This window comes from Hymenobacter sediminicola (assembly GCF_014250515.1).
In the GTDB taxonomy this organism is placed as follows: Bacteria; Bacteroidota; Bacteroidia; order Cytophagales; family Hymenobacteraceae; genus Hymenobacter; species Hymenobacter sediminicola.
Window position 1 is genome coordinate 65,598 of the sequence record NZ_CP060202.1, and the last position, 17,203, is coordinate 82,800.

Consider the following 17,203-nt stretch of genomic DNA (forward strand, 5'->3'; position numbering starts at 1 on the left):
CGCCAGTGCCTACCTTTACGTTGCTTTCCACCCCCTGCTGATGCTCGTTGCCAACCTAGAATACCTGTTGCTTACGCACCGCGCCGATTTGGGGCAGTTGCTGCTGCGCTGGACCCGGCCGGCTACGTCGGAGGAGCACCGCACCGGCTATCAGGTAGCCCTGAGCCTAGCCGAGCGGGAGAAGATAAACCGCTGGCTCATTGATTTGCGCAGCCGTGGCCTGGCCGAGCCAGCCGACTTCCGCTGGGTAATGCAGAATTTCCGAGCGTCGTTGGCGGCAGCGCTGCCTGGCACCCGGGCCCGCCTGGCCTACCTCGTTACGCCCTACCACGCGGAAACGCTGAACAAGCGCCTGGCCGAAGAAATGGCCACCGACCAGCTGGATACCGTAGCCGTACGCGTGTTTACGGAAGAGCAAACGGCACAAGAGTGGTTACAAGCCACTCGCTAACCAGACTCCATATATTCCAAAAAAGCCCCGTCTGCTAGTTCAAACGGGGCTTTTTTGATGCAGAATCCATTGGGGCTATACGCGCGGGTTTGATTCGATGGTGGTATCGTAGGCCGGGGAGCTGGTATGAATCGTGGCTTCCGCGGCTGGCAGCCGAACGTCGTCGTCGTCGTTGACGCGCAGCGTGAGTAGGCCCGATATAATCATGGAGCAGCCGCCCAGCACCAGCGTGTACACTGGCTCGCCGCCGAATACCGATTTGGTGAAGAAGCCCAGAATCAGGCCTGCCACCACTTGCGGAATGACAATGAAGAAGTTGAACACGCCCATGTAGTAGCCCATCTTGTTCCAGGGAAGCGCCCCGGCCAGCATGGCGTAGGGCACGCTCAGAATCGATGCCCAGGCAATGCCCACCCCTACCATTGAAACCAACAGCATTTTGGGGTCGGAAATGAAGTAGATGGAAATCAGGCCAAGACCACCAGCAACCAGGCAAATCAGGTGGGTGAAGCGGCGACTGGTAGCACGGGCAATAACGGGGAGCAGCAGAGCCGCTATTGCCGATACACCATTGTACACAGCAAAGCACACGCCTACCCAGTCAGCGCCCTCGTTGTAGAGCTTAGACGTGGTATCGGTGGTGTGGTAGATGTGGCTAGTAACGGCCGGGGTGGTGTAGATCCACATCGAGAACAAGGCCAGCCAGGAGAAAAACTGAACAATAGCCAGTTGGGCCATCGTTTTGGGCATGTGGGCTATACCGGCAAACGACTCGCGGATACCGTTCCAGAAGCCAGCCGTCCGCCGCTTCTCGTCCTCAAAGGCGTCCATATCCTCGGGCGGGTATTCCTTGGTATTCAGTACAGTCCACAGGACGGCAATGAAAAATACCACCCCTCCAATATAGAAGGCATACTTCACGGAAGGTGGAATTTGCCCGGCCGGAGCCGTATTGGCAATGCCGAACCAGTTGGTAAACATCCAAGGCAGCGACGATGCCACTACTGCCCCAACCCCGATAAAAAAGGTTTGGGCGGCAAAACCAGTGGTGCGCTGCTCAGAGGGCAGCAAGTCGCCGACCAAGGCCCGGAAAGGCTCCATGCTGATGTTGATGCTCGAATCCATAATCCAGAGCATGCCCACCGCCATCCATAGTGCCGACACGTTGGGCATGACCAGCAGCGCGAACGAAGCCAGCACCGCTCCTACCAAGAAAAACGGGCGGCGGCGTCCCCATTTTGGGTGCCAGGTCCGGTCCGACATATAGCCGATAATCGGCTGCACGAGCATGCCGGTGAGCGGAGCGGCCAGCCAGTAAAGCGCAATTTCGGTACCACCTAGGGTTTCAAAAATGCGGCTGACATTGGCGTTCTGCAGCGCAAAGCCGAACTGAATGCCCAGAAAGCCGAAACTCATGTTCCAGATCTGCCAGAAGCTTAGTCGGGGTTTTTCGCGGGTATCGTGTGGGGCGGCCGCTACGTTGGTTGCCATAAAAAAAGCGTGTGGGAATTAGGAGGAATAAGAGGGCAAGTGAAGCAGCGGCGCAGCAGGCATTTCATCAGCCGCAGCGCCGCCAGCTCATCATTTCTTGGGGTTGATTTCGAACACGTAGGCGCTCAGTGGGGGCAGCGTGAGGTTGAGAAACTCAGTAGGCGGCGTGTTGTTGAGCAGGTCGGTGTAGGTGCAGAACATGTTGGGGTCGAGGCCTATACGCTGCCGTACCGGGGCCGGAATGCTGATGGTGGGGCGCAGCGTTTTGTCGCGGCTGAAGTTGACGACGATGAGCAGGCGCTGGGTATCGGTGTAGCGCAGGTAGCTGTACACCACCTTCTGGTCGTACTCCTTGCCTAGGTTGTTGGCATCCTGCAGCTCGTAAAACTTGCCTTTGCGGATGGCTTCGCTCTTGCTGGCCAGATTGAGCAGGCGGCTGTAGAAGTCACGGAGCTGCTTCTGGCTATCGTCGAGCTTGCCGCCGTCAAACTTGCCGCCGTTCATCCATTTCTGGTGTTCCGGCACGCCCCAATAGTCGAAAATGGTGGTGCGCCCGTCTTCCCCCGAAAAGCCTTCTGACTTCAGAGCCGGCTCACCTACTTCCTGGCCCGAGTACAGCATCACGGGGCCAGAGGCCAGCGTGGCCGTCACGGTCATGGCCGGAATAGCGGTGCGCGGGTCGGTGGCGAAGTCTTTGGAGGCAATACGCTGCTCGTCGTGGTTTTCCAGGAAGCGCAGCATTTTGGATGAAAAGCCCCGGCTTTCCTTTTGCCACACCTGCGTAATTTCTTCGGTGTTGCCGCCGGTCGTCATCAGGCGGCGCAGGCCGTCGTAGAGCCCCACTTTATCGTAGAGGAAGTCAAACTTACCCTCATTGAGGTAGCGGCTGTAGACTTTAGGGTCGTAGGCTTCGGCAATGAAAATGATGTTCGGCTTTACCTTCTTCACCTCCGGAATCACCCAGGTCCAGAATTCAACCGGCACCATTTCGGCCATGTCGCAGCGGAAGCCATCCACGTCTTTCTGAGCCCAGAACACCAGAATGTCGCGCATCTTTTTCCACGTGTCGGGCACGGGCGAGAAATACGGCTTACGCCCGTTCTGGTAATCGACGCCGTAGTTGAGCTTCACGGTTTCGTACCAGTCGTTTACGCTGGGCGAGGCCGAGAATACGTCGTTGCCGGTAGCTTTGGCGGGCGTTTCCAGGAATTTGCCGTCTTCTTTCGGGCCCAAGGCTGCCGCCAGCGGGTTGCCACCTTTGGGCACCACCAAGCTCTGGCCGGGCAGGTAGTAGAAGTTGTTGTTGGGCGCAAAGGCCTTGGTCTTATCGTCCTGGGTACCCAGGTCTACCACGCCGGCTGGCTTGCCATCCGACTTGTAGCTGCGGGCCACGTGGTTCGGAATGAAGTCCATGAGCACCTTCAGGCCGTTTTTGTGCGTGCGCTGAATCAGGGATTCGTACTCCTGCATCCGAGTTTTCACGTTCACAGCCAGGTCCGGCGCCACGTCGTAGTAGTCCTTGATGGCGTAAGGCGAGCCGGCGCGGCCTTTCACGACGTCGGCATCATCGGGCCCAGGACCGCCCTGCTTGGTGAAATCCGTCATGGTGGCGTGCTCAATCACGCCGGTGTACCAGACGTGGCTGACGCCCATCTTCTTGATTTCCTGGAGCGCCTTGTCGGTGATGTCGTTGAACTTGCCCACACCGTTTTCCTGCGCCGTGCCATAGGGCTTGTTCACGGCCACCTTATTGCCAAACAGGCGGGTCATCAGCTGGTAAATAACCAGCTTGTTGTCCTGCGGTACCTCGTCGGTGGTGTTAGGGTCGGCGGCAGCAGTAGTCTTAAAATCGGACACAGAAACGGGGGTGTGCGAGGTCAGAAGGAAAGAAGAGAGCGAAGCAAGCCCCAAAGAGAGGGCCACGGTGGGCAGTAGCAGGTTTCTCATATCAGGCAAGATAGTAATTAGGGGCCGGGGTGATGAAGTAATGATGTTCTTCTCATTTCACCCTATCACTGTTCACTCCATCACCTCATCCCCTGCTTACCATTCCTGCGTCAGCGGGTGCAGCATGAGCTCATCCACTACCACATGGGCCGGGGCTTCCAGCACGTAGCGGATGGCCTGCGCCACATCAGAGGGCTTGAGATGGGTTTTTTCGGCGTCGGGGCTGCCCGGCAGCGAGTCGTTGAAATAGGTGTCGACGAGGCCCGGATAAATAGTGCTGACTTTGACGCCGTGTGGGCGCACTTCCTTCCGCAGACTGGCCAGCACGGCATCCTGGGCAAATTTGCTGGCTCCATAGGCGGTACCGTGCTCGAAGCTGCGCCGTGCCACGTCAGAAGCCACTCCTACAATATGCCCGCTCCGCTGTGCCTTGAAGTGCGGTACTACGGCCTTGCACATCAGGAAAGTGCCTTTCACATTCACATCAAACATCCGGTCCCATTCGGTGGCCGAAAAGTGCTCCAGCAGATTGAACGAGCCTACGCCGGCGTTGCAGACCAGAATATCGAGCCGCCCAAAGTGGCGCAGGGCCTCATCGGCCACGTTCTGCGCATCATCGGGGTCCGATACGTCGGCTGGAATGGCAAGGCCCTGGGTTTTGTTCGCCACTTCTTCGAGTTCATCGGCGGAGCGGGCTACACATACCACTTTGGCACCTTGCATGGCCAGCAGCAGTGCTGTGGCGCGCCCAATGCCCCGGGATGCTCCCGTGACGATGGCAACTTGGTCGGTGAGGTCAGTCATGGCAATACACTTCAGAGGAAAGCTTATCTACAAGGTATAGCAAACGCAGGTTGTTCCTTTCCGCCCCCTGTTTTTACTTCTGCAGTTCCACTACCCACGCCGTGCGGCCCGGCAGCTTCACCGATTTCAGGTCCGCAACGGCCGCCCCCGTGGTAACTTCCGTGCCTGAGGAGAAGCCGTTGAGGCGCTCAGCAAACCGAGCCATGTCGACAGATTTTTCATCCTTGTTGGAGTTCATCATCACCATCACCGTGCCTGCATCAGAGTAGCGGAAATACGTATATATGCCGTCGTTCGGGATGAAATGCTGGTATTTGCCGGCGTGCAGGGCCGGGTGAGTTTTGCGGTAGTTGGCCAGCTTGCTTACGTAGTTGAAGGCTTCAGCCTCCTGCCCCGTGCGGTTCATGAACAGATTCTTCTTGTCGCCGGCCCAGCCGCCGGGAAAGTCCTCCCGCACCTTGCCATCGGGGTTGGAGTAGTTCTTCATCAGCACCTCGGTACCGTAGTAGAGCTGCGGAATGCCGCGCGTAGTCAGCAGCCAGGCCAGCCCCATCTTGTACTTCGCAAAGTCCTCTCCTATCACCGAGTAGAACCGGCTCATGTCGTGGTTATCCAAGAACACCACGTTGCGCATCGCGTCTTCGTAGAGCCAGTCGGCCTGCAGGGTATAGTACAGCTTGCTGATGCCTTCGGTCCAGCCGGCATCCTTGGTCAGGGCTTCGTTGATGGCGTACTGGCTCTGGAAGTCTAGTACGGAGGGCATATTACTCTTGAATCCATCAATTTCGGGCAGCACGTTTCGGGCAAAATAGGCCTGCTGCTGCGTGCCCTGCACCCAGGTTTCGGCAAACATGCCCAGTTTGGGGTACTCCTCCAGCACAGCCTTGCCCCAATCCATCAAGAACTTGCGGTCCGAGTAGGTATAAGTGTCTACGCGGTAAGCATCGAGGCCGGTATACTCCACCCACCAGATAAAATTCTGAATCAGGTAGGTGCTCACCAGCGGATTGCTCTGGTTGAGGTCGGCCATGGTAGTATCAAACCAGCCCTCCCCAAACTGCTTCCGGTCGTAGCCGGACACGTACGGGTCGTTGAAGGCAGCGTCGCGGAAGTTGCTGCGTGTGAAGGCTGGCCACTGATGAAACCAGTCTTTGGCCGGCGCATCCTGCACGAGGTAGCCCTGGGTGCCCATGTGGTTGAGTACCACGTCGTGCACCACTTTCAGCCCCTGCTGGTGTGCTTGCTGCACGAAGGCCACATAGTCGGCATTGGTGCCATAGCGGCGGTCCACGGCGTAGAAATCGGTGAGGGCGTAGCCGTGGTAGCTGGCTTTGGGCTGGTCGTTTTCTACTACCGGCGTGGGCCAAATAGCCGTGACACCCAACTCCTTGAGGTACCCAAAATGGTCGGCAATGCCTTTCAGGTCGCCGCCGTGGCGACTGTACATCGAGTCGCGGGCGGCGGCCGGCGCCTTCATGCCCTTGATGTAGTCATTCTTCGGGTCGCCGTTGGCAAACCGGTCGGGCATGAGCAGGTAGATAAAGTCAGCCGTTGTGACGCCCTGCACCTTGGTAGGGTCTTGGGGCGTAGTGCGGGCGCGCAGCTCGTAGTTGTAGCGCACCGTTTTCTTGCCCTTAAACTCCAGCGCCAGCTGCCCCGGTTTGGTAGCAGGCCCAATGGTGAGGTTGACGAGCAGGTAGTTGGGGTTTTCGAGCGTTTGCACACCGTCCAGCGTTACGCCGTCGTACTTCAGGCTCACTTTGCTGCTCCCGATTCCGGTGCCGTGCACAAGTAGCTGCAGTTTCGGGTTCTTCATGCCCACCCACCAGAATGTGGGGTCGATGCGCTGGATAGGAGCGTTTTTCTGGGCGGTGGCACTGGCCAGCATAGCACCGTTGGTAGCCAGGCGGGCCAGTGCCACCGGGTTGAGCTGGGCTTGTGCAGGCGGCGTGAGCAGAGGAGTAGCCAGCAGCGAACCGGCCAGCAGCAGAATACAGGAAGGAGTCATGAGCGCAGTGGGAATTCGGTCAGAAAGGCTGCCAAGTTACGCCGGGAAGCCGCCCAGAAGATAATGCTGAACTGCGCGGAATTAGTGTTGTGTTGACCGATTTTGCCACAATGTTTGCATGTAGCCCTACAATAGCGGCGTGGCAACAGGAAAATCCGATATTTGAATCCGCCGGACCCTGGTTGCTGGCCTTTCTTCCCTTACTGATTTTTCCCTTTATGGCTTTCGATTTCAAACCCTACACGCCGGCCTCCGAATTCACGACTCAGGCTGCGTATTTTTCCATGGAGTTTGCCCTGGACCAGGCCCTCAAAACCTATTCCGGCGGCTTAGGCTTCCTGGCCGGCTCGCACATGCGCTCCGCCTACGAGCTCAAGCAAAACCTCATTGGCATAGGTATTCTCTGGACGTTCGGCTACTACGACCAGGGCCGCAACGAGGACCAGACCATGCGCTGCGACTTTCGCCACAAGCACTACTCTTTCCTTGAGGACACCGGCCTGATCTTCCCCATCACCATTCATGGGGCAGAAGTGCAGGTGAAGGCTATGTACTTGGCGCCCGACACGTTCGGCACGGCCCCGATGTTCTTCTTGACGACCGACATTCCCGAAAACGACTACATCTCGCGCACCATCTCGCACCACCTCTACGACGCCGACACGGCGGCCCGCGTAGCGCAAAGCATTCTGCTGGGGGTAGGTGGCGGCAAGCTGCTGGACGTGTTGGGCGTGAAAATGGATGTGTATCACCTCAACGAAGGTCACGGCCTGCCACTGGCGTTCTACCTCTACGAAAAGCACGGCCGCAAGCTGGAAGAGGTGCAGAAGCGGCTCGTCTTCACGACGCACACGCCCGAGCTGGCCGGCAACGAGGAGCACCCCATGAAGCTGCTCACCGACATGACCTTCTTCGGCTCGGTACCCGCCGATGAAATCCGCCGCGTGGCGGGCGTAGAGCAGGAGATGCTGAATTACACGCTCACGGCGCTGCGCTTCTCGCGCAAAGCCAATGCCGTGAGCAAGGTACACGGTACCGTGGCCAACCAGATGTGGGGCGCCAACAAGGGTATCTGCTCCATTATTCCCATCACCAACTCCCAGAACGGCAGCTACTGGCGCGACCAGCAGTTGCACGAGGCCCTAGTAGCCAACGACGACCAGGCCCTGCTGGCCCGCAAGCGCAAGCTCAAGAAGCAGCTCTTCGACATCGTGGCCGACCAAACTGGTACTCTCCTCGACCCTGAGGTGCTAACCGTAGTATGGGCCCGCCGCTTTGCTGGCTACAAGCGCGCCGACCTGATTCTGCGCCATTTCGAGCGGTTCCAGGAATTGGTGAACCGCACCGACCGGCCGGTGCAGGTTATCTGGGCCGGCAAGCCCTACCCCAAGGACTACGGCGCCATTGGCCTGTTCAACGACATTATCCAGAAGACCAAAGGCCTGAAAACCTGCGCAGTACTCACCGGCTATGAGCTGGCCCTGTCCGGCTACCTCAAGCGCGGCTCCGATGTATGGCTGAACACGCCGCGTTTCCCGCGCGAAGCCTCCGGCACCAGCGGCATGACGGCCGCCATGAACGGCAGCCTGAGCCTGAGCATTGCCGATGGCTGGATTCCGGAGTTTGTGCGCCACGGCGAAAACGGCTTCCTCATCCCTCACACCGATATTTACCAGCCTGACCACGTGAAGGATAACATCGAAGCCACCAGCCTGCTGGATGTACTCGAAAACGAAATCATTCCGCTTTACTACAACGAGCCGGCCAAGTACCTGGCCGTGGCCAAAGCTGCCATGCGCGAAGTAGAACCCGAATTCGAGTCGGGCCGCATGGCGACAGAATATTACCAGAAGCTGTACAATGCCTAATTGCTAAGTGATTTGCCGTTAGGTATTTGTATGAAAAATAAAACGTCCTGCTGAACTCTCTTCGGCAGGACGTTTTGCTTTTCCAGCTACTGCTGCAGCACGCCGTTCAATACAGCCCACACGTTTTCAGCTAGTAGCTTATGGCCGGCGGCGTTGGGATGCACGCCGTCAGCTAGGTTTAGCTCGCGGCGGCCCAGCACGCCCTGAAGCAGGAAGGGCACGAAAGACAGGCTATTCTTCTCGGCCAGCAGGCGGAATGAGGCTTTGAATTCGGCGGCGTAGCGTCCATACTGGTGCCCCCCGAAGGCGCTCAGGTCGAAGGGAAACTCTAAGCCCACCAGCACAATGCGCGCCTCGGGATACTTTAGCCGCACCTGGTCGATGATGGCTTGCAGGTTCTGGGTGGTTTCGCGCACCGGAATACCGCGCAGACCGTCGTTGGCACCCAGTTCCAACACAAACACGTCTACCGGCTGGCGGGCCAGCACGGAGGCCACGCGCTGCCGGCCACCGGCGCTAGTTTCGCCACTCACGCCGTAGTTGAAGGTTTTGTAGGGTAAGTTCAGCGAATCGAGGCGCTGCTGGAGCAGGCTCGGGAAGGCGGCACTGGCAGGCAGTTGGTAGCCGGCCGTGAGGCTGTTGCCGAAGAAAATGATGTTTTGCATACGAGGCGGCGGTGCGGTGGTGGGCAGAGCGGCTGCGGAATCGGGAGTTCCGCAGGCGGCCAGCAGCAGGCACACGCAAATCAGGAGATACTGCATAAAACAGGCGCCCGGCAAAAGGCTAGGCACGCAGCGTATACTTGCCCGCCCCAGTTAAAAGTTGCCAGCCTCGTCAGCAATTTGCGGCGGAGCAAACTTTTTTACCGGTTTCCGGCTTTACCTTTGCTGCAGATAAGAATCATTCTTATCTGAGTATCTCGCTGATTTTCACGAAAACCTGATCTAATGCCCGTTATCAAAGCCACGGACGCCGAATTTGCCGAATTGCTCGAACAGAACGAGAAAGTAGTAGTGAAGTACTACGCCGATTGGTGCGGCAACTGCCGCCTGTTTTCTCCGAAATACAAGCGTATGGCTATTGCCATGCAGGAGCAGGGTATCAAGTTTTTGGATGTGAATGCCGAAACCAGCCCCGAAGCCCGCAAGCTGGCCAACGTTACGAACCTGCCTTTCTTCGCTGTTTTCCGCAACGGCGAGCTGCTGGAAACGGTAGCAGCCAGCAAGGAAGAAGCTGTTGCGGCCCTGATTTCGCGCCTCAACTAAGTCTGCCGTCCATGAAAATGCCCGTTATTAAGCGCTTGGTAGAAACCCAAACGCTGGAGTCCCTGGTAGCCGCCGAAGAAGCCCTACTAGAAGAACAGGAACTAGCTTTTGAGGTAGAAGGGGAAGACGAAGGCGAGAAACTGACGCACGTGTTTGCCGCCATCTTCATCCTCAATCACATGCAGGACCACGGCTCCCAGTTCAAGGACGCCCTTCGCGAGTACACCAAGAAAGTGCGCGTCTCCATCAGCTAAGATGGCTGCCACGCGCCTCATGAAAAAGGCCGGCCCTATCAGGGGCCGGCCTTTTTCATTTTTGGCAAAACTAAGGGTCTAGTTTCCCCACATTTTGCCAAAGTGTACTGTCGTCAGGCGCATTCCCTCCTCGGTGCAAAGGCCTCGAACGTAGGGGAAGAAAATGTTCCGATAGACATCAGCGAGGCTGGTGTGCTCAGGCGGGAAGTAGGTTTCGTTCAGGACCAGACTGAATTGCGCCACAATGATTCGGGCAATGAACGACGCGTCGAGGGCGGCACGAAGCTGACCCTCCTGAATACCCTCCTGAATGAGGCGAGTAAGCAGCGGATAGGCGTAGTCGTGCATGTGTTCCTGCATGGCATCCCAAACCAGAGGAAGCTGCTCCCGCACAATATGGTATTCGTGGTGGGAATTGCGTAGCTCCTGCACACTGTGGTGCAGTAGGGCCAGCAGGCATTCTATAGGCGTCGCCAGATTTGAGAAAAGCTCCTGTTGCTCATGGCGTTGCCGGGCTAGGTTATGGCGCGTTACCTGCAGCATCAGTTCCGCTTTGGAGCCAAAAACGGTGCGAAAAGTAGCGGGTGTCATGTCCAGAGCTACTGCCAGCTGTTCTTCATGCAGGAGGCGTATTCCCGCGTCGCGGAAGAGCTGGTTTGCCCGTTCAAGTAGTTGATGGAGTAGTACTTGCTCCATAAGGTGGAAGTAGAGAGTTGATCGGAGGAATGGAATTTATTCAAGAACGATGATAGGTATAACAAATAGTATTCCAAGACACCAATATTTCTAGCGAATCAGGCTCAATCCAAAAAAGAAAAGGAGCTGCAGCATGAACACGAACGGTGCCAACGCATTACGCTTTTCAAAACTGGTGCGGTTGAAGAACACCTGTAGAATGAGCGACACAGCAAACCAACCCTTGAAGTTCTGCAATGGAATAACATCGAAGCGCCACTGCCAGAAGTCGTAGCGCACGGCTACGGGCTCCAGGCACGCATCTAGGCCTACCATAAGCAGGGTGGCTACCACGGCTCGCAGGAAATCCGGGATGGGCAGATAGCGGGCCAGCACTCCGGTCGTGTATACCAGCATCAGCCAGTTGACGCCTATCATCAGGGGCACGCCCAGCCACTTTGTGCCCAGCGTGGGGCCATACTGGTAGAACCCAAACAGCAGCCCGGTGCGAATACCGACAACTTCCACAAAGAAGCCTACGGCCATTGTTACAAGGCAGAACCACCAGAACGTCGGACTCCGCTCAGTCTGAAAGGCCAGCAGCAGGCCCACCGTCAGCAGCAGGTTCAGGGGCACAAACTGCAGGTAGAACGACGGGTCTTCGGAAAAGCCCAGACCCAGGAAGCCCGTGACGTGAAACAGCAGCAGAATACCCTGAGCCACGCGTAGCCGCCGGCGCTGGGCTACCGTCCGCTCAGCAGCGGCAGCTTCATGCGTTGGAGGTGCTTCAGTGGGAAGATGTTGGATGGATTCGGGCATTAGTAACCAATTAACAGTATGGAATGAGAATCAGATGCTTATAGGCTGCCGGGCAGGCGTATAGCCACCGCCAGCTCTCTACGTACACCTGTTTATTCATTCTCAATCAACTCAGACACGATACGGGCCGAAAGTAGGCAAAGCGGAATGCCGCCGCCCGGATGCACCGAGCCGCCGCAAAAGTACAGCCCTTCCAGCTTCCGCGAGAAGTTGGGGTGGCGCAGGAAAGCCGCCAGCAGATTGTTGCTGGAACTGCCATATAGTGCCCCTCCAAACGACGAGGTGCGCCTTTCAATTCCCGGCGGGTCCCAGACCTGCTCGGCCCGTATCAGTGGCGCAATATCGGTGCCCAGCGCCTGGCTCACGCGAGCCAACACAGCCGCGCGGGTGTGGGCCACCAGCGCCGGCCAGTTCTGGCCCTGGTCGTGGGGCACGTTCACCATCACAAACCAGTTTTCGTGGCCGGGCGGGGCATCAGCGGGCGTATGGCCGCTCGTGATATTGACGTACACCGTAGGGTCGTCGGCAACGGCTTTTTCCTGGAAAATAGCTTCAAACTCACGCTTATAATCGGCCGAGAAGAAGATGTTGTGCACGCCCAGCTCCGGGAAGCGCCGCGCAATGCCCCAGTAAAAAATAAGGGCCGACGACGAGCGGGGCTGGGCCAATGTGCTTTCCGGAGCTGGCTGGCTAGGCAGTAAGCGGCGGTAGGTGGGCACCACATCCATATTGCTGACTACCAGCCCAAAGTCATATACATCCTGCGGCGTCCGCACGCCCGTAACGTGGCCGCTGGCCGTCAGAATTTCCTCCACCGGCTCGTGGTAGCGGAACTGTACCCCCAGCTCTTCGGCCAACCGCACGAGGCTTTGGGCAATGGCATAGATGCCGCCTTCGGGGTAAAAAGCTCCCAGGCCGTGCTCCAGGTGCGGGATGAGGCTGAGCGTGGCGGGGGCTTGGTACGGGTCGGAGCCGTTGTAGGTGGCAAACCGGTCGAAGAGCTGCACGAGGCGCGCATCCTGCGGGAAAGCCGCCGCGTGGCGCTGGTGCATGGTGCTGAGCAGGCCAAGCTGCGGCAGCGCTGCCAGCGCCTTCAGCACCTCGGGGCTGAGGTAGGTGCCGGCTTTGTGCAGCGACTTGTGCAGAAACGTGCCCGCTGTGCCTTCGTAGGCCTGCCCACTGCGCCGCAGAAACTGCAGCACCTGCGCCGCTGGCACGTCCAGCTTCTGCTCCACTTCCCTTGCAAACTTTTCCTCATCGGCCCAGGCGGTAAGGCGGGTGCCGTCGGCGAAGAAGTACTGTGTGATGGGGTCGAGGCGCTGGTAGCGGAAATAGTCCTGCGGGTTGCGGCCGGCCAGCCGGAACAGCTCATCTACCAACTCCGGCAGCGTGAACAGCGAGGGGCCACCGTCGAAACGGTAGCCGCCCGGGAGCTCCAATTGGTGCATTTTGCCCCCGAAGCTCTCCTGCGCCTCAAACACCGTGACGTTGTGCCCGCGCACTGCCAGCCGCACCGCCGCCGCAATGCCGCCGATACCCGCCCCCACAATGGCCACAGGACGCGAAGCAGGAGAAATAAAGGTTTTCTTTCGAGCCACGGAGCAAGATAAAGGGTGCGCGCAAGCTACAACTCCAAAACCAGCCGTATGGCTTCAGCCTACAGGTGAAAAAGTAGTGGGGCCGGGCTATGAGCAGGAACGTCTATGGCATCAACCGTCAGGCCGTCAGAGGAATGCAGCTGAAATGCCTAAAAATTATTTTTGAATAGAACAGGCTGCCGCGGCTGGAAAAACAAGCCACTGGTTCGAGGTTTTCGCGAGGCCGGCCGGTCAGGGCCCCGCTACTGGATAAGTTGTGCCGGAAGGTGCAGATATTGGCTTCAACATCAGTAGATTTGAATGCTCTATTATGGCTGCAAAACACGTTTCTTATCTGTGGTTGGCCGTTTGGCTGGTGTTCTACGCCGCGGTACTGCCCTATGCCGTGCCCCTTTGCCTCGACTGGCTGAGCAGCCCTTCCGACTGGTGGCTACTCTGCGGGCTGCTGGGCTTTGTGGTGCTGGCGGCGGGCGTGGCTCTGTCGCTGTATCAGGCAGGCCGAGCTATCCTGCGCTATTTCCCGAATTCTAACTCTACTCCGCCTTCTCCTCCCAATGGCCGAATTTCAACTAAACCCTAGCCGCAACTGGCTGAAGCCGCTTGTATTCGTTGGGCTACTGCTACTGGCCCTGATAGCAGGCTGCAGTCTGATAAAAGTGGAGCGCATTGACGCCGGCAACGTGGGCATCAAGGTGAATCTGGCCGGTTCTGGTCGGGGCGTCGACGATATTACCTACACCACCGGCTGGGTGTTTTATAGCCCGCTGAGTACGGCCGTGTATGAGTTTCCGGTGTACACGCAACATAAAGAATACGAGGAGTTTGAGGTGCAGAGCAAAGACGGCTCCGGTTTTGGTGTGGCGCCCAGCCTCAACTACTTCATTCAGTCGGATAAGGTGGACGACATCTTCCGGCAGTACCGGCGTCCGCTGCCAGCCATTGAGGACGGCTTTCTGAAAACGGCCGTGTACGAGGCCTACCGCGTGGCTACCAACCGCTACACCGCCGACAGCCTCATCAGCAACCGGGGCAGCTACGAGGCGCAGGTGAAAGCCAACCTCATTGGGCAGCTGCAGGCAATGGGCTTTACCGTGCAGCAAATAACCACCAAGCTGGAGCCGCCGGCCAGCCTCAAAGCCGCCATCGATGCCAAGAACACGGCCGTGCAGACTGGCCTGCAAACCGAAAACCGCATCCGGCAGGCCGAGGCGCAGGCCCGCATCAACATTGCCGAAGCCGAGGGCCGGGCCAAAGCCATCCGCATTGCCGCCGACGCCCAGGCCTACGCCAACGAAAAGCAGCAACAATCACTCACGCCGCTGCTGGTGCAGATGCGCTGGATTGAGGCTTGGGAGAAAGGCGGCAGCAATGTACCCACTTATACTTCTGGTAGCGGAGGAAGCCAGTTCCTGATGCAAATGCCCACCCCGGGCGCTAAGTAGCCGCAAATAAACAGCTGTCATCCTGAGTGCAACGAAGGACCTTATCCCGCCGGAACGGACCGTTATTACGGTTGACGTTCCGACGGGATAAGGTCCTTCGTTGCACTCAGGATGACAGAAAACCAGTGTGGGCAGACTCTCCTACTCTACGGCCAACACCAGTCCTTTCAGATACTCCCCCTCTGGATGGAACAGGCTCACGGGGTGGTCGGCGGGCTGGGTGAGGCGGTGCAGGATGCGGGCGGGGCGGCCGGCTTCGATGGCGGCTGCCAGTACCGCGCCCTCAAACAGCTCGGCCGAAACTACCTGTGAGCAACTGAACGTGAACAGCAGACCGCCGGGCGCAATCTGCCGGATGCCGGCCGCATTGAGGCGCTTGTAGCCCATCAGGGCGTTGTGGCGGGCCGAGAGGTGCTTGGCAAAAGCCGGTGGGTCCAGCACAATCAGGTCGTATTGCTCTTGGCTGTTTTTCATGAAGCTGAACACGTCCTCAGCATAAGCGGCGTGCTTGCTTTCGAGGCCGGTGAGGGCGGCGTTGCGCTCCGTCAGTTCAATGGCCTTTTTGCTCGAATCGACGGAATGCACCAGCTCGGCGCCGGCCTGCAGGGCGTAGGAGCTGAAGCCGCCGGTGTAGCAGAAGGTGTTGAGCACGCGGCGACCAGGCGCGTAGCGGGCCAGCAGGCTGCGGTTGTCACGTTGGTCGATGAAGAAGCCGGTTTTCTGGCCCGTTTCCCAATCTACGGCGAAGGGATGGCCGTTTTCGTGCACCACATGCTCCTGTCCGCTGCCTTCTCCAAATAGATAGCCATTCTGGGCGCCGGGCGCGGCTTTGGCGGGCACGGTTTCGGCGCTCTTGTCGTAAATGGCACGCAGGTTTGGAATGACAGCCTGCAGCGCCTCTGCAATGAGTGGGCGGGCTTTATACATGCCCGCACTGTGCGCCTGCACCACGGCCGTATCACCGTACACATCAATGATAAGGCCGGGCAGGCCGTCGCCCTCGGCGTGGGTGAGGCGGTACACGTCAGTGCTGCCGGTGCCGGTCAGGCCCAGGCCCTGGCGCAGCTGGTAGGCATTGCGCAGGCGGTTTTCCCAGAACGTGGCATCGGGCAGCTGCGCATCGGGGCCGAAATCGAGCATGCGCACCGCAATGGAGCCGGGGGCGTAATGGCCTACGCCCAGCACCTCGCCGTTGGCGGCCTGAACCGTCACTACCTCGCCTTCCACTACTTCGCCCTGCATCCGGCCAATAGCCCCCGAAAACACCCACGGATGGCGGCGGCGCAGGGATTGGTCTTTTCCGGGTTTGAGCGTGATAGTAGCGGGCATGGCAGCAGAATTAGCAGATTGGACTACAAAGGTAGCCCCACCAGCGCAGGATTTGCGGGCGGGGCCAGATTTCATACCCAGATGATGTGCTTCTTACCCGAATGGGTCGAGGTAGGCAATAAGCACGGCCAGCGCTGCTAGGCCCGCCAGCACGGCCCACACGGGCCCGCCCCAGATCAGCAAGCCCAGCAGTGAAATGGGCAGCACCACCAGCCCCAGCACACCCAATACCGTCGTACCTAGTCCAACTTCCGCCGGCCGCTGCGGCGAAGATGCTTTGGTGGCTTCTTGCTGCTTGGTTGGCTTAGCCAGCAGCTGCTTTTGTTGCGCCCTGGCATGATTAACAAGTTGTGCTACTGCTTGCTGCGGTTTCCGCTTTCCTTCTTGCCTGTGAGGCTGCAAGGAAAGTGCGGAAATTTCCGCTGCCGAAACTGGAGCCGCCGCTATTGTCGAAGTCGCCGCAGAATCGGGGGTGAAGGCAGGCCGTTGGACGGCTGCTGTGGCTGCTGGCTGGAACTGGTAGGCCGAGCGGCTGCCACTGCAGCTGGCCACAACGCTCAGGATGAGCAAGGCATTCAGCAAACGGAAAACAGCCCGCAGGCTGTGAAACGGAGTAGGAATATGCATGGGCAGGGCCGGATTCAGGGCAATATACGCGGGTTGGCTGGGGCATATACGGCTACTATGGTTTCAGCGCTGCCTCAGGGAGTGCCCGGCTCCGAAATACGTACGCCAGCGCCCGGCCGGCCGAAATAGCGCCGGTAGATGGGGCGTCGCCAGGCAAACTGCGCCCACATAGCTGGGTACAGCAGTGTGTCGAGCCACCGGAACGGGCTGCGGTACTCCAAGTCTTCCACAATGAATGTGCCGCCATCGGGGGCGGGCTGCAGCAGGTGGCGGTGCCGCCAGAAGCGCAACGGCTTTGGCAGCGTCTGGCCTTCATCCACAAAGAAATACGTGCCGTCGGGCTGGGTGCCGTGGTCGGTGATGAGCGAGGTCCAGAGTTGCCGGAGCGGCCCCGCGCCTAGCTCCAGATGCACCTCGTCGCCGCGGTGGCAGCCATCGAAACGAAGCAGATGAAACGGCGGAAACGGGGGTGCCAGATCTAGAAACAGCTCCCGGGTGAAGCCAGCCCACACCTGCGCAGGTGTAGCCGCCACATGGGTGCGAAGGAGAAAGTGCATAGTATAGGCAAACGCGCAACTGTCGGGTTTGTTCGGAAGCCAATTGCGCTTTCGGAGCAGATTATGCA

Annotated in this window: 17 protein-coding genes; 6 read left to right on the top strand and 11 right to left on the bottom strand. The window is 58.5% G+C overall.

The genetic code is table 11. From position 1 onward, the window contains the following. The first annotated feature begins 40 nt into the window (after positions 1 to 40). Positions 41 to 451: a hypothetical protein gene (locus H4317_RS00255; RefSeq protein WP_185888213.1), complete on the top strand. Its 411-nt coding sequence runs from the start codon at positions 41 to 43 to the stop codon at positions 449 to 451. Positions 452 to 526: 75 nt separating this feature from the next. On the opposite strand, the gene H4317_RS00260 is transcribed toward H4317_RS00255, so the two are convergent. From H4317_RS00260 to H4317_RS00275, 4 genes are all read right to left on the bottom strand, one after another. Further along, a complete protein-coding gene (locus H4317_RS00260; protein ID WP_260625757.1) occupies positions 527 to 1,942 on the bottom strand; it encodes an MFS transporter in 1,416 nt (471 codons plus the stop codon). A gap of 90 nt (positions 1,943 to 2,032) precedes the next feature. Then, the gene (locus H4317_RS00265) at positions 2,033 to 3,889 is read right to left on the bottom strand and encodes an alpha-amylase family glycosyl hydrolase (protein ID WP_185888214.1); all 1,857 of its coding nucleotides are present in this window, start codon (positions 3,887 to 3,889) and stop codon (positions 2,033 to 2,035) included. Positions 3,890 to 3,985: 96 nt separating this feature from the next. Beyond that, positions 3,986 to 4,693 carry an SDR family oxidoreductase gene (locus tag H4317_RS00270; protein ID WP_185888215.1) on the bottom strand — a complete coding sequence of 236 codons (708 nt, stop codon included), beginning with the start codon at positions 4,691 to 4,693 and terminating at the stop codon, positions 3,986 to 3,988. A gap of 73 nt (positions 4,694 to 4,766) precedes the next feature. Next, positions 4,767 to 6,701 (bottom strand): glycoside hydrolase family 13 protein, encoded by a 1,935-nt coding sequence (locus tag H4317_RS00275; RefSeq protein ID WP_260625759.1) that lies wholly within the window; start codon positions 6,699 to 6,701, stop codon positions 4,767 to 4,769. A gap of 218 nt (positions 6,702 to 6,919) precedes the next feature. On the opposite strand from H4317_RS00275, the gene glgP reads away from it, so the two are divergent. Continuing rightward, entirely contained in the window at positions 6,920 to 8,569 is a 1,650-nt protein-coding gene (gene glgP, locus H4317_RS00280; RefSeq protein ID WP_185888216.1) for an alpha-glucan family phosphorylase, read from the top strand. 86 nt (positions 8,570 to 8,655) lie between these two features. On the opposite strand, the gene H4317_RS00285 is transcribed toward glgP, so the two are convergent. Next, on the bottom strand, positions 8,656 to 9,330 hold the full coding sequence (locus tag H4317_RS00285; RefSeq protein ID WP_260625760.1) for an arylesterase: 675 nt from the start codon (positions 9,328 to 9,330) through the stop codon (positions 8,656 to 8,658). Positions 9,331 to 9,516: 186 nt separating this feature from the next. Between H4317_RS00285 and H4317_RS00290 the strand changes: the two genes are divergently transcribed. Together H4317_RS00290 and H4317_RS00295 are read left to right on the top strand one after the other, a co-directional pair. Next, positions 9,517 to 9,834 carry a thioredoxin family protein gene (locus H4317_RS00290; protein WP_185888217.1) on the top strand — a complete coding sequence of 106 codons (318 nt, stop codon included), beginning with the start codon at positions 9,517 to 9,519 and terminating at the stop codon, positions 9,832 to 9,834. A gap of 17 nt (positions 9,835 to 9,851) precedes the next feature. Then, positions 9,852 to 10,088, top strand: a complete 237-nt coding sequence (locus H4317_RS00295; RefSeq protein WP_211538791.1) for a DUF6952 family protein — start codon at positions 9,852 to 9,854, stop codon at positions 10,086 to 10,088. A 78-nt stretch (positions 10,089 to 10,166) separates the two neighbouring features. Here the strand turns inward: H4317_RS00295 and H4317_RS00300 are convergent, their stop codons facing one another. The 3 genes from H4317_RS00300 to crtD form a co-directional block, all read right to left on the bottom strand. After that, entirely contained in the window at positions 10,167 to 10,784 is a 618-nt protein-coding gene (locus H4317_RS00300; protein ID WP_185888219.1) for a TetR/AcrR family transcriptional regulator, read from the bottom strand. Positions 10,785 to 10,874: 90 nt separating this feature from the next. Further along, positions 10,875 to 11,582, bottom strand: coding sequence for a carotenoid biosynthesis protein (locus tag H4317_RS00305; protein WP_185888220.1), 708 nt, complete (start codon positions 11,580 to 11,582; stop codon positions 10,875 to 10,877). Positions 11,583 to 11,674: 92 nt separating this feature from the next. Then, a complete protein-coding gene (gene crtD / locus H4317_RS00310) occupies positions 11,675 to 13,180 on the bottom strand; it encodes a 1-hydroxycarotenoid 3,4-desaturase CrtD (protein WP_260625761.1) in 1,506 nt (501 codons plus the stop codon). Positions 13,181 to 13,490: 310 nt separating this feature from the next. Here crtD and H4317_RS00315 point away from each other — a divergent pair, with 310 nt between their 5' ends. Both H4317_RS00315 and H4317_RS00320 read left to right on the top strand, forming a co-directional pair. Beyond that, complete coding sequence (locus H4317_RS00315; RefSeq protein ID WP_185888221.1) at positions 13,491 to 13,760, top strand: hypothetical protein; 270 nt, start codon at positions 13,491 to 13,493, stop codon at positions 13,758 to 13,760. Then, entirely contained in the window at positions 13,735 to 14,622 is an 888-nt protein-coding gene (locus tag H4317_RS00320) for a prohibitin family protein (RefSeq protein ID WP_185888222.1), read from the top strand. The genes H4317_RS00315 and H4317_RS00320 overlap by 26 nt, the downstream gene beginning before the upstream one ends. 141 nt (positions 14,623 to 14,763) lie before the next feature. On the opposite strand, the gene H4317_RS00325 is transcribed toward H4317_RS00320, so the two are convergent. The 3 genes from H4317_RS00325 to H4317_RS00335 form a co-directional block, all read right to left on the bottom strand. After that, entirely contained in the window at positions 14,764 to 15,951 is a 1,188-nt protein-coding gene (locus tag H4317_RS00325; protein WP_185889895.1) for a class I SAM-dependent rRNA methyltransferase, read from the bottom strand. 93 nt (positions 15,952 to 16,044) lie between these two features. Beyond that, positions 16,045 to 16,578, bottom strand: coding sequence for a hypothetical protein (locus tag H4317_RS00330; protein ID WP_185888223.1), 534 nt, complete (start codon positions 16,576 to 16,578; stop codon positions 16,045 to 16,047). A gap of 74 nt (positions 16,579 to 16,652) precedes the next feature. Continuing rightward, positions 16,653 to 17,135, bottom strand: coding sequence for an SRPBCC family protein (locus H4317_RS00335; RefSeq protein ID WP_185888224.1), 483 nt, complete (start codon positions 17,133 to 17,135; stop codon positions 16,653 to 16,655). Between the last annotated feature and the right edge of the window lie 68 nt (positions 17,136 to 17,203).

Excerpts from the sequence above, each read along its gene's own strand:
- H4317_RS00255 (WP_185888213.1), top strand. The coding sequence starts at position 41 with ATGCTCGTTGCCAACCTAGAATACCTGTTGCTTACGCACCGCGCCGAT.
- H4317_RS00260 (WP_260625757.1), bottom strand. The coding sequence starts at position 1,942 with ATGGCAACCAACGTAGCGGCCGCCCCACACGATACCCGCGAAAAACCC.
- H4317_RS00265 (WP_185888214.1), bottom strand. The coding sequence starts at position 3,889 with ATGAGAAACCTGCTACTGCCCACCGTGGCCCTCTCTTTGGGGCTTGCT.
- H4317_RS00270 (WP_185888215.1), bottom strand. The coding sequence starts at position 4,693 with ATGACTGACCTCACCGACCAAGTTGCCATCGTCACGGGAGCATCCCGG.
- H4317_RS00275 (WP_260625759.1), bottom strand. The coding sequence starts at position 6,701 with ATGACTCCTTCCTGTATTCTGCTGCTGGCCGGTTCGCTGCTGGCTACT.
- glgP (WP_185888216.1), top strand. The coding sequence starts at position 6,920 with ATGGCTTTCGATTTCAAACCCTACACGCCGGCCTCCGAATTCACGACT.
- H4317_RS00285 (WP_260625760.1), bottom strand. The coding sequence starts at position 9,330 with ATGCAGTATCTCCTGATTTGCGTGTGCCTGCTGCTGGCCGCCTGCGGA.
- H4317_RS00290 (WP_185888217.1), top strand. The coding sequence starts at position 9,517 with ATGCCCGTTATCAAAGCCACGGACGCCGAATTTGCCGAATTGCTCGAA.
- H4317_RS00295 (WP_211538791.1), top strand. The coding sequence starts at position 9,852 with ATGCCCGTTATTAAGCGCTTGGTAGAAACCCAAACGCTGGAGTCCCTG.
- H4317_RS00300 (WP_185888219.1), bottom strand. The coding sequence starts at position 10,784 with ATGGAGCAAGTACTACTCCATCAACTACTTGAACGGGCAAACCAGCTC.
- H4317_RS00305 (WP_185888220.1), bottom strand. The coding sequence starts at position 11,582 with ATGCCCGAATCCATCCAACATCTTCCCACTGAAGCACCTCCAACGCAT.
- H4317_RS00315 (WP_185888221.1), top strand. The coding sequence starts at position 13,491 with ATGGCTGCAAAACACGTTTCTTATCTGTGGTTGGCCGTTTGGCTGGTG.
- H4317_RS00320 (WP_185888222.1), top strand. The coding sequence starts at position 13,735 with ATGGCCGAATTTCAACTAAACCCTAGCCGCAACTGGCTGAAGCCGCTT.
- H4317_RS00325 (WP_185889895.1), bottom strand. The coding sequence starts at position 15,951 with ATGCCCGCTACTATCACGCTCAAACCCGGAAAAGACCAATCCCTGCGC.
- H4317_RS00330 (WP_185888223.1), bottom strand. The coding sequence starts at position 16,578 with ATGCATATTCCTACTCCGTTTCACAGCCTGCGGGCTGTTTTCCGTTTG.
- H4317_RS00335 (WP_185888224.1), bottom strand. The coding sequence starts at position 17,135 with ATGCACTTTCTCCTTCGCACCCATGTGGCGGCTACACCTGCGCAGGTG.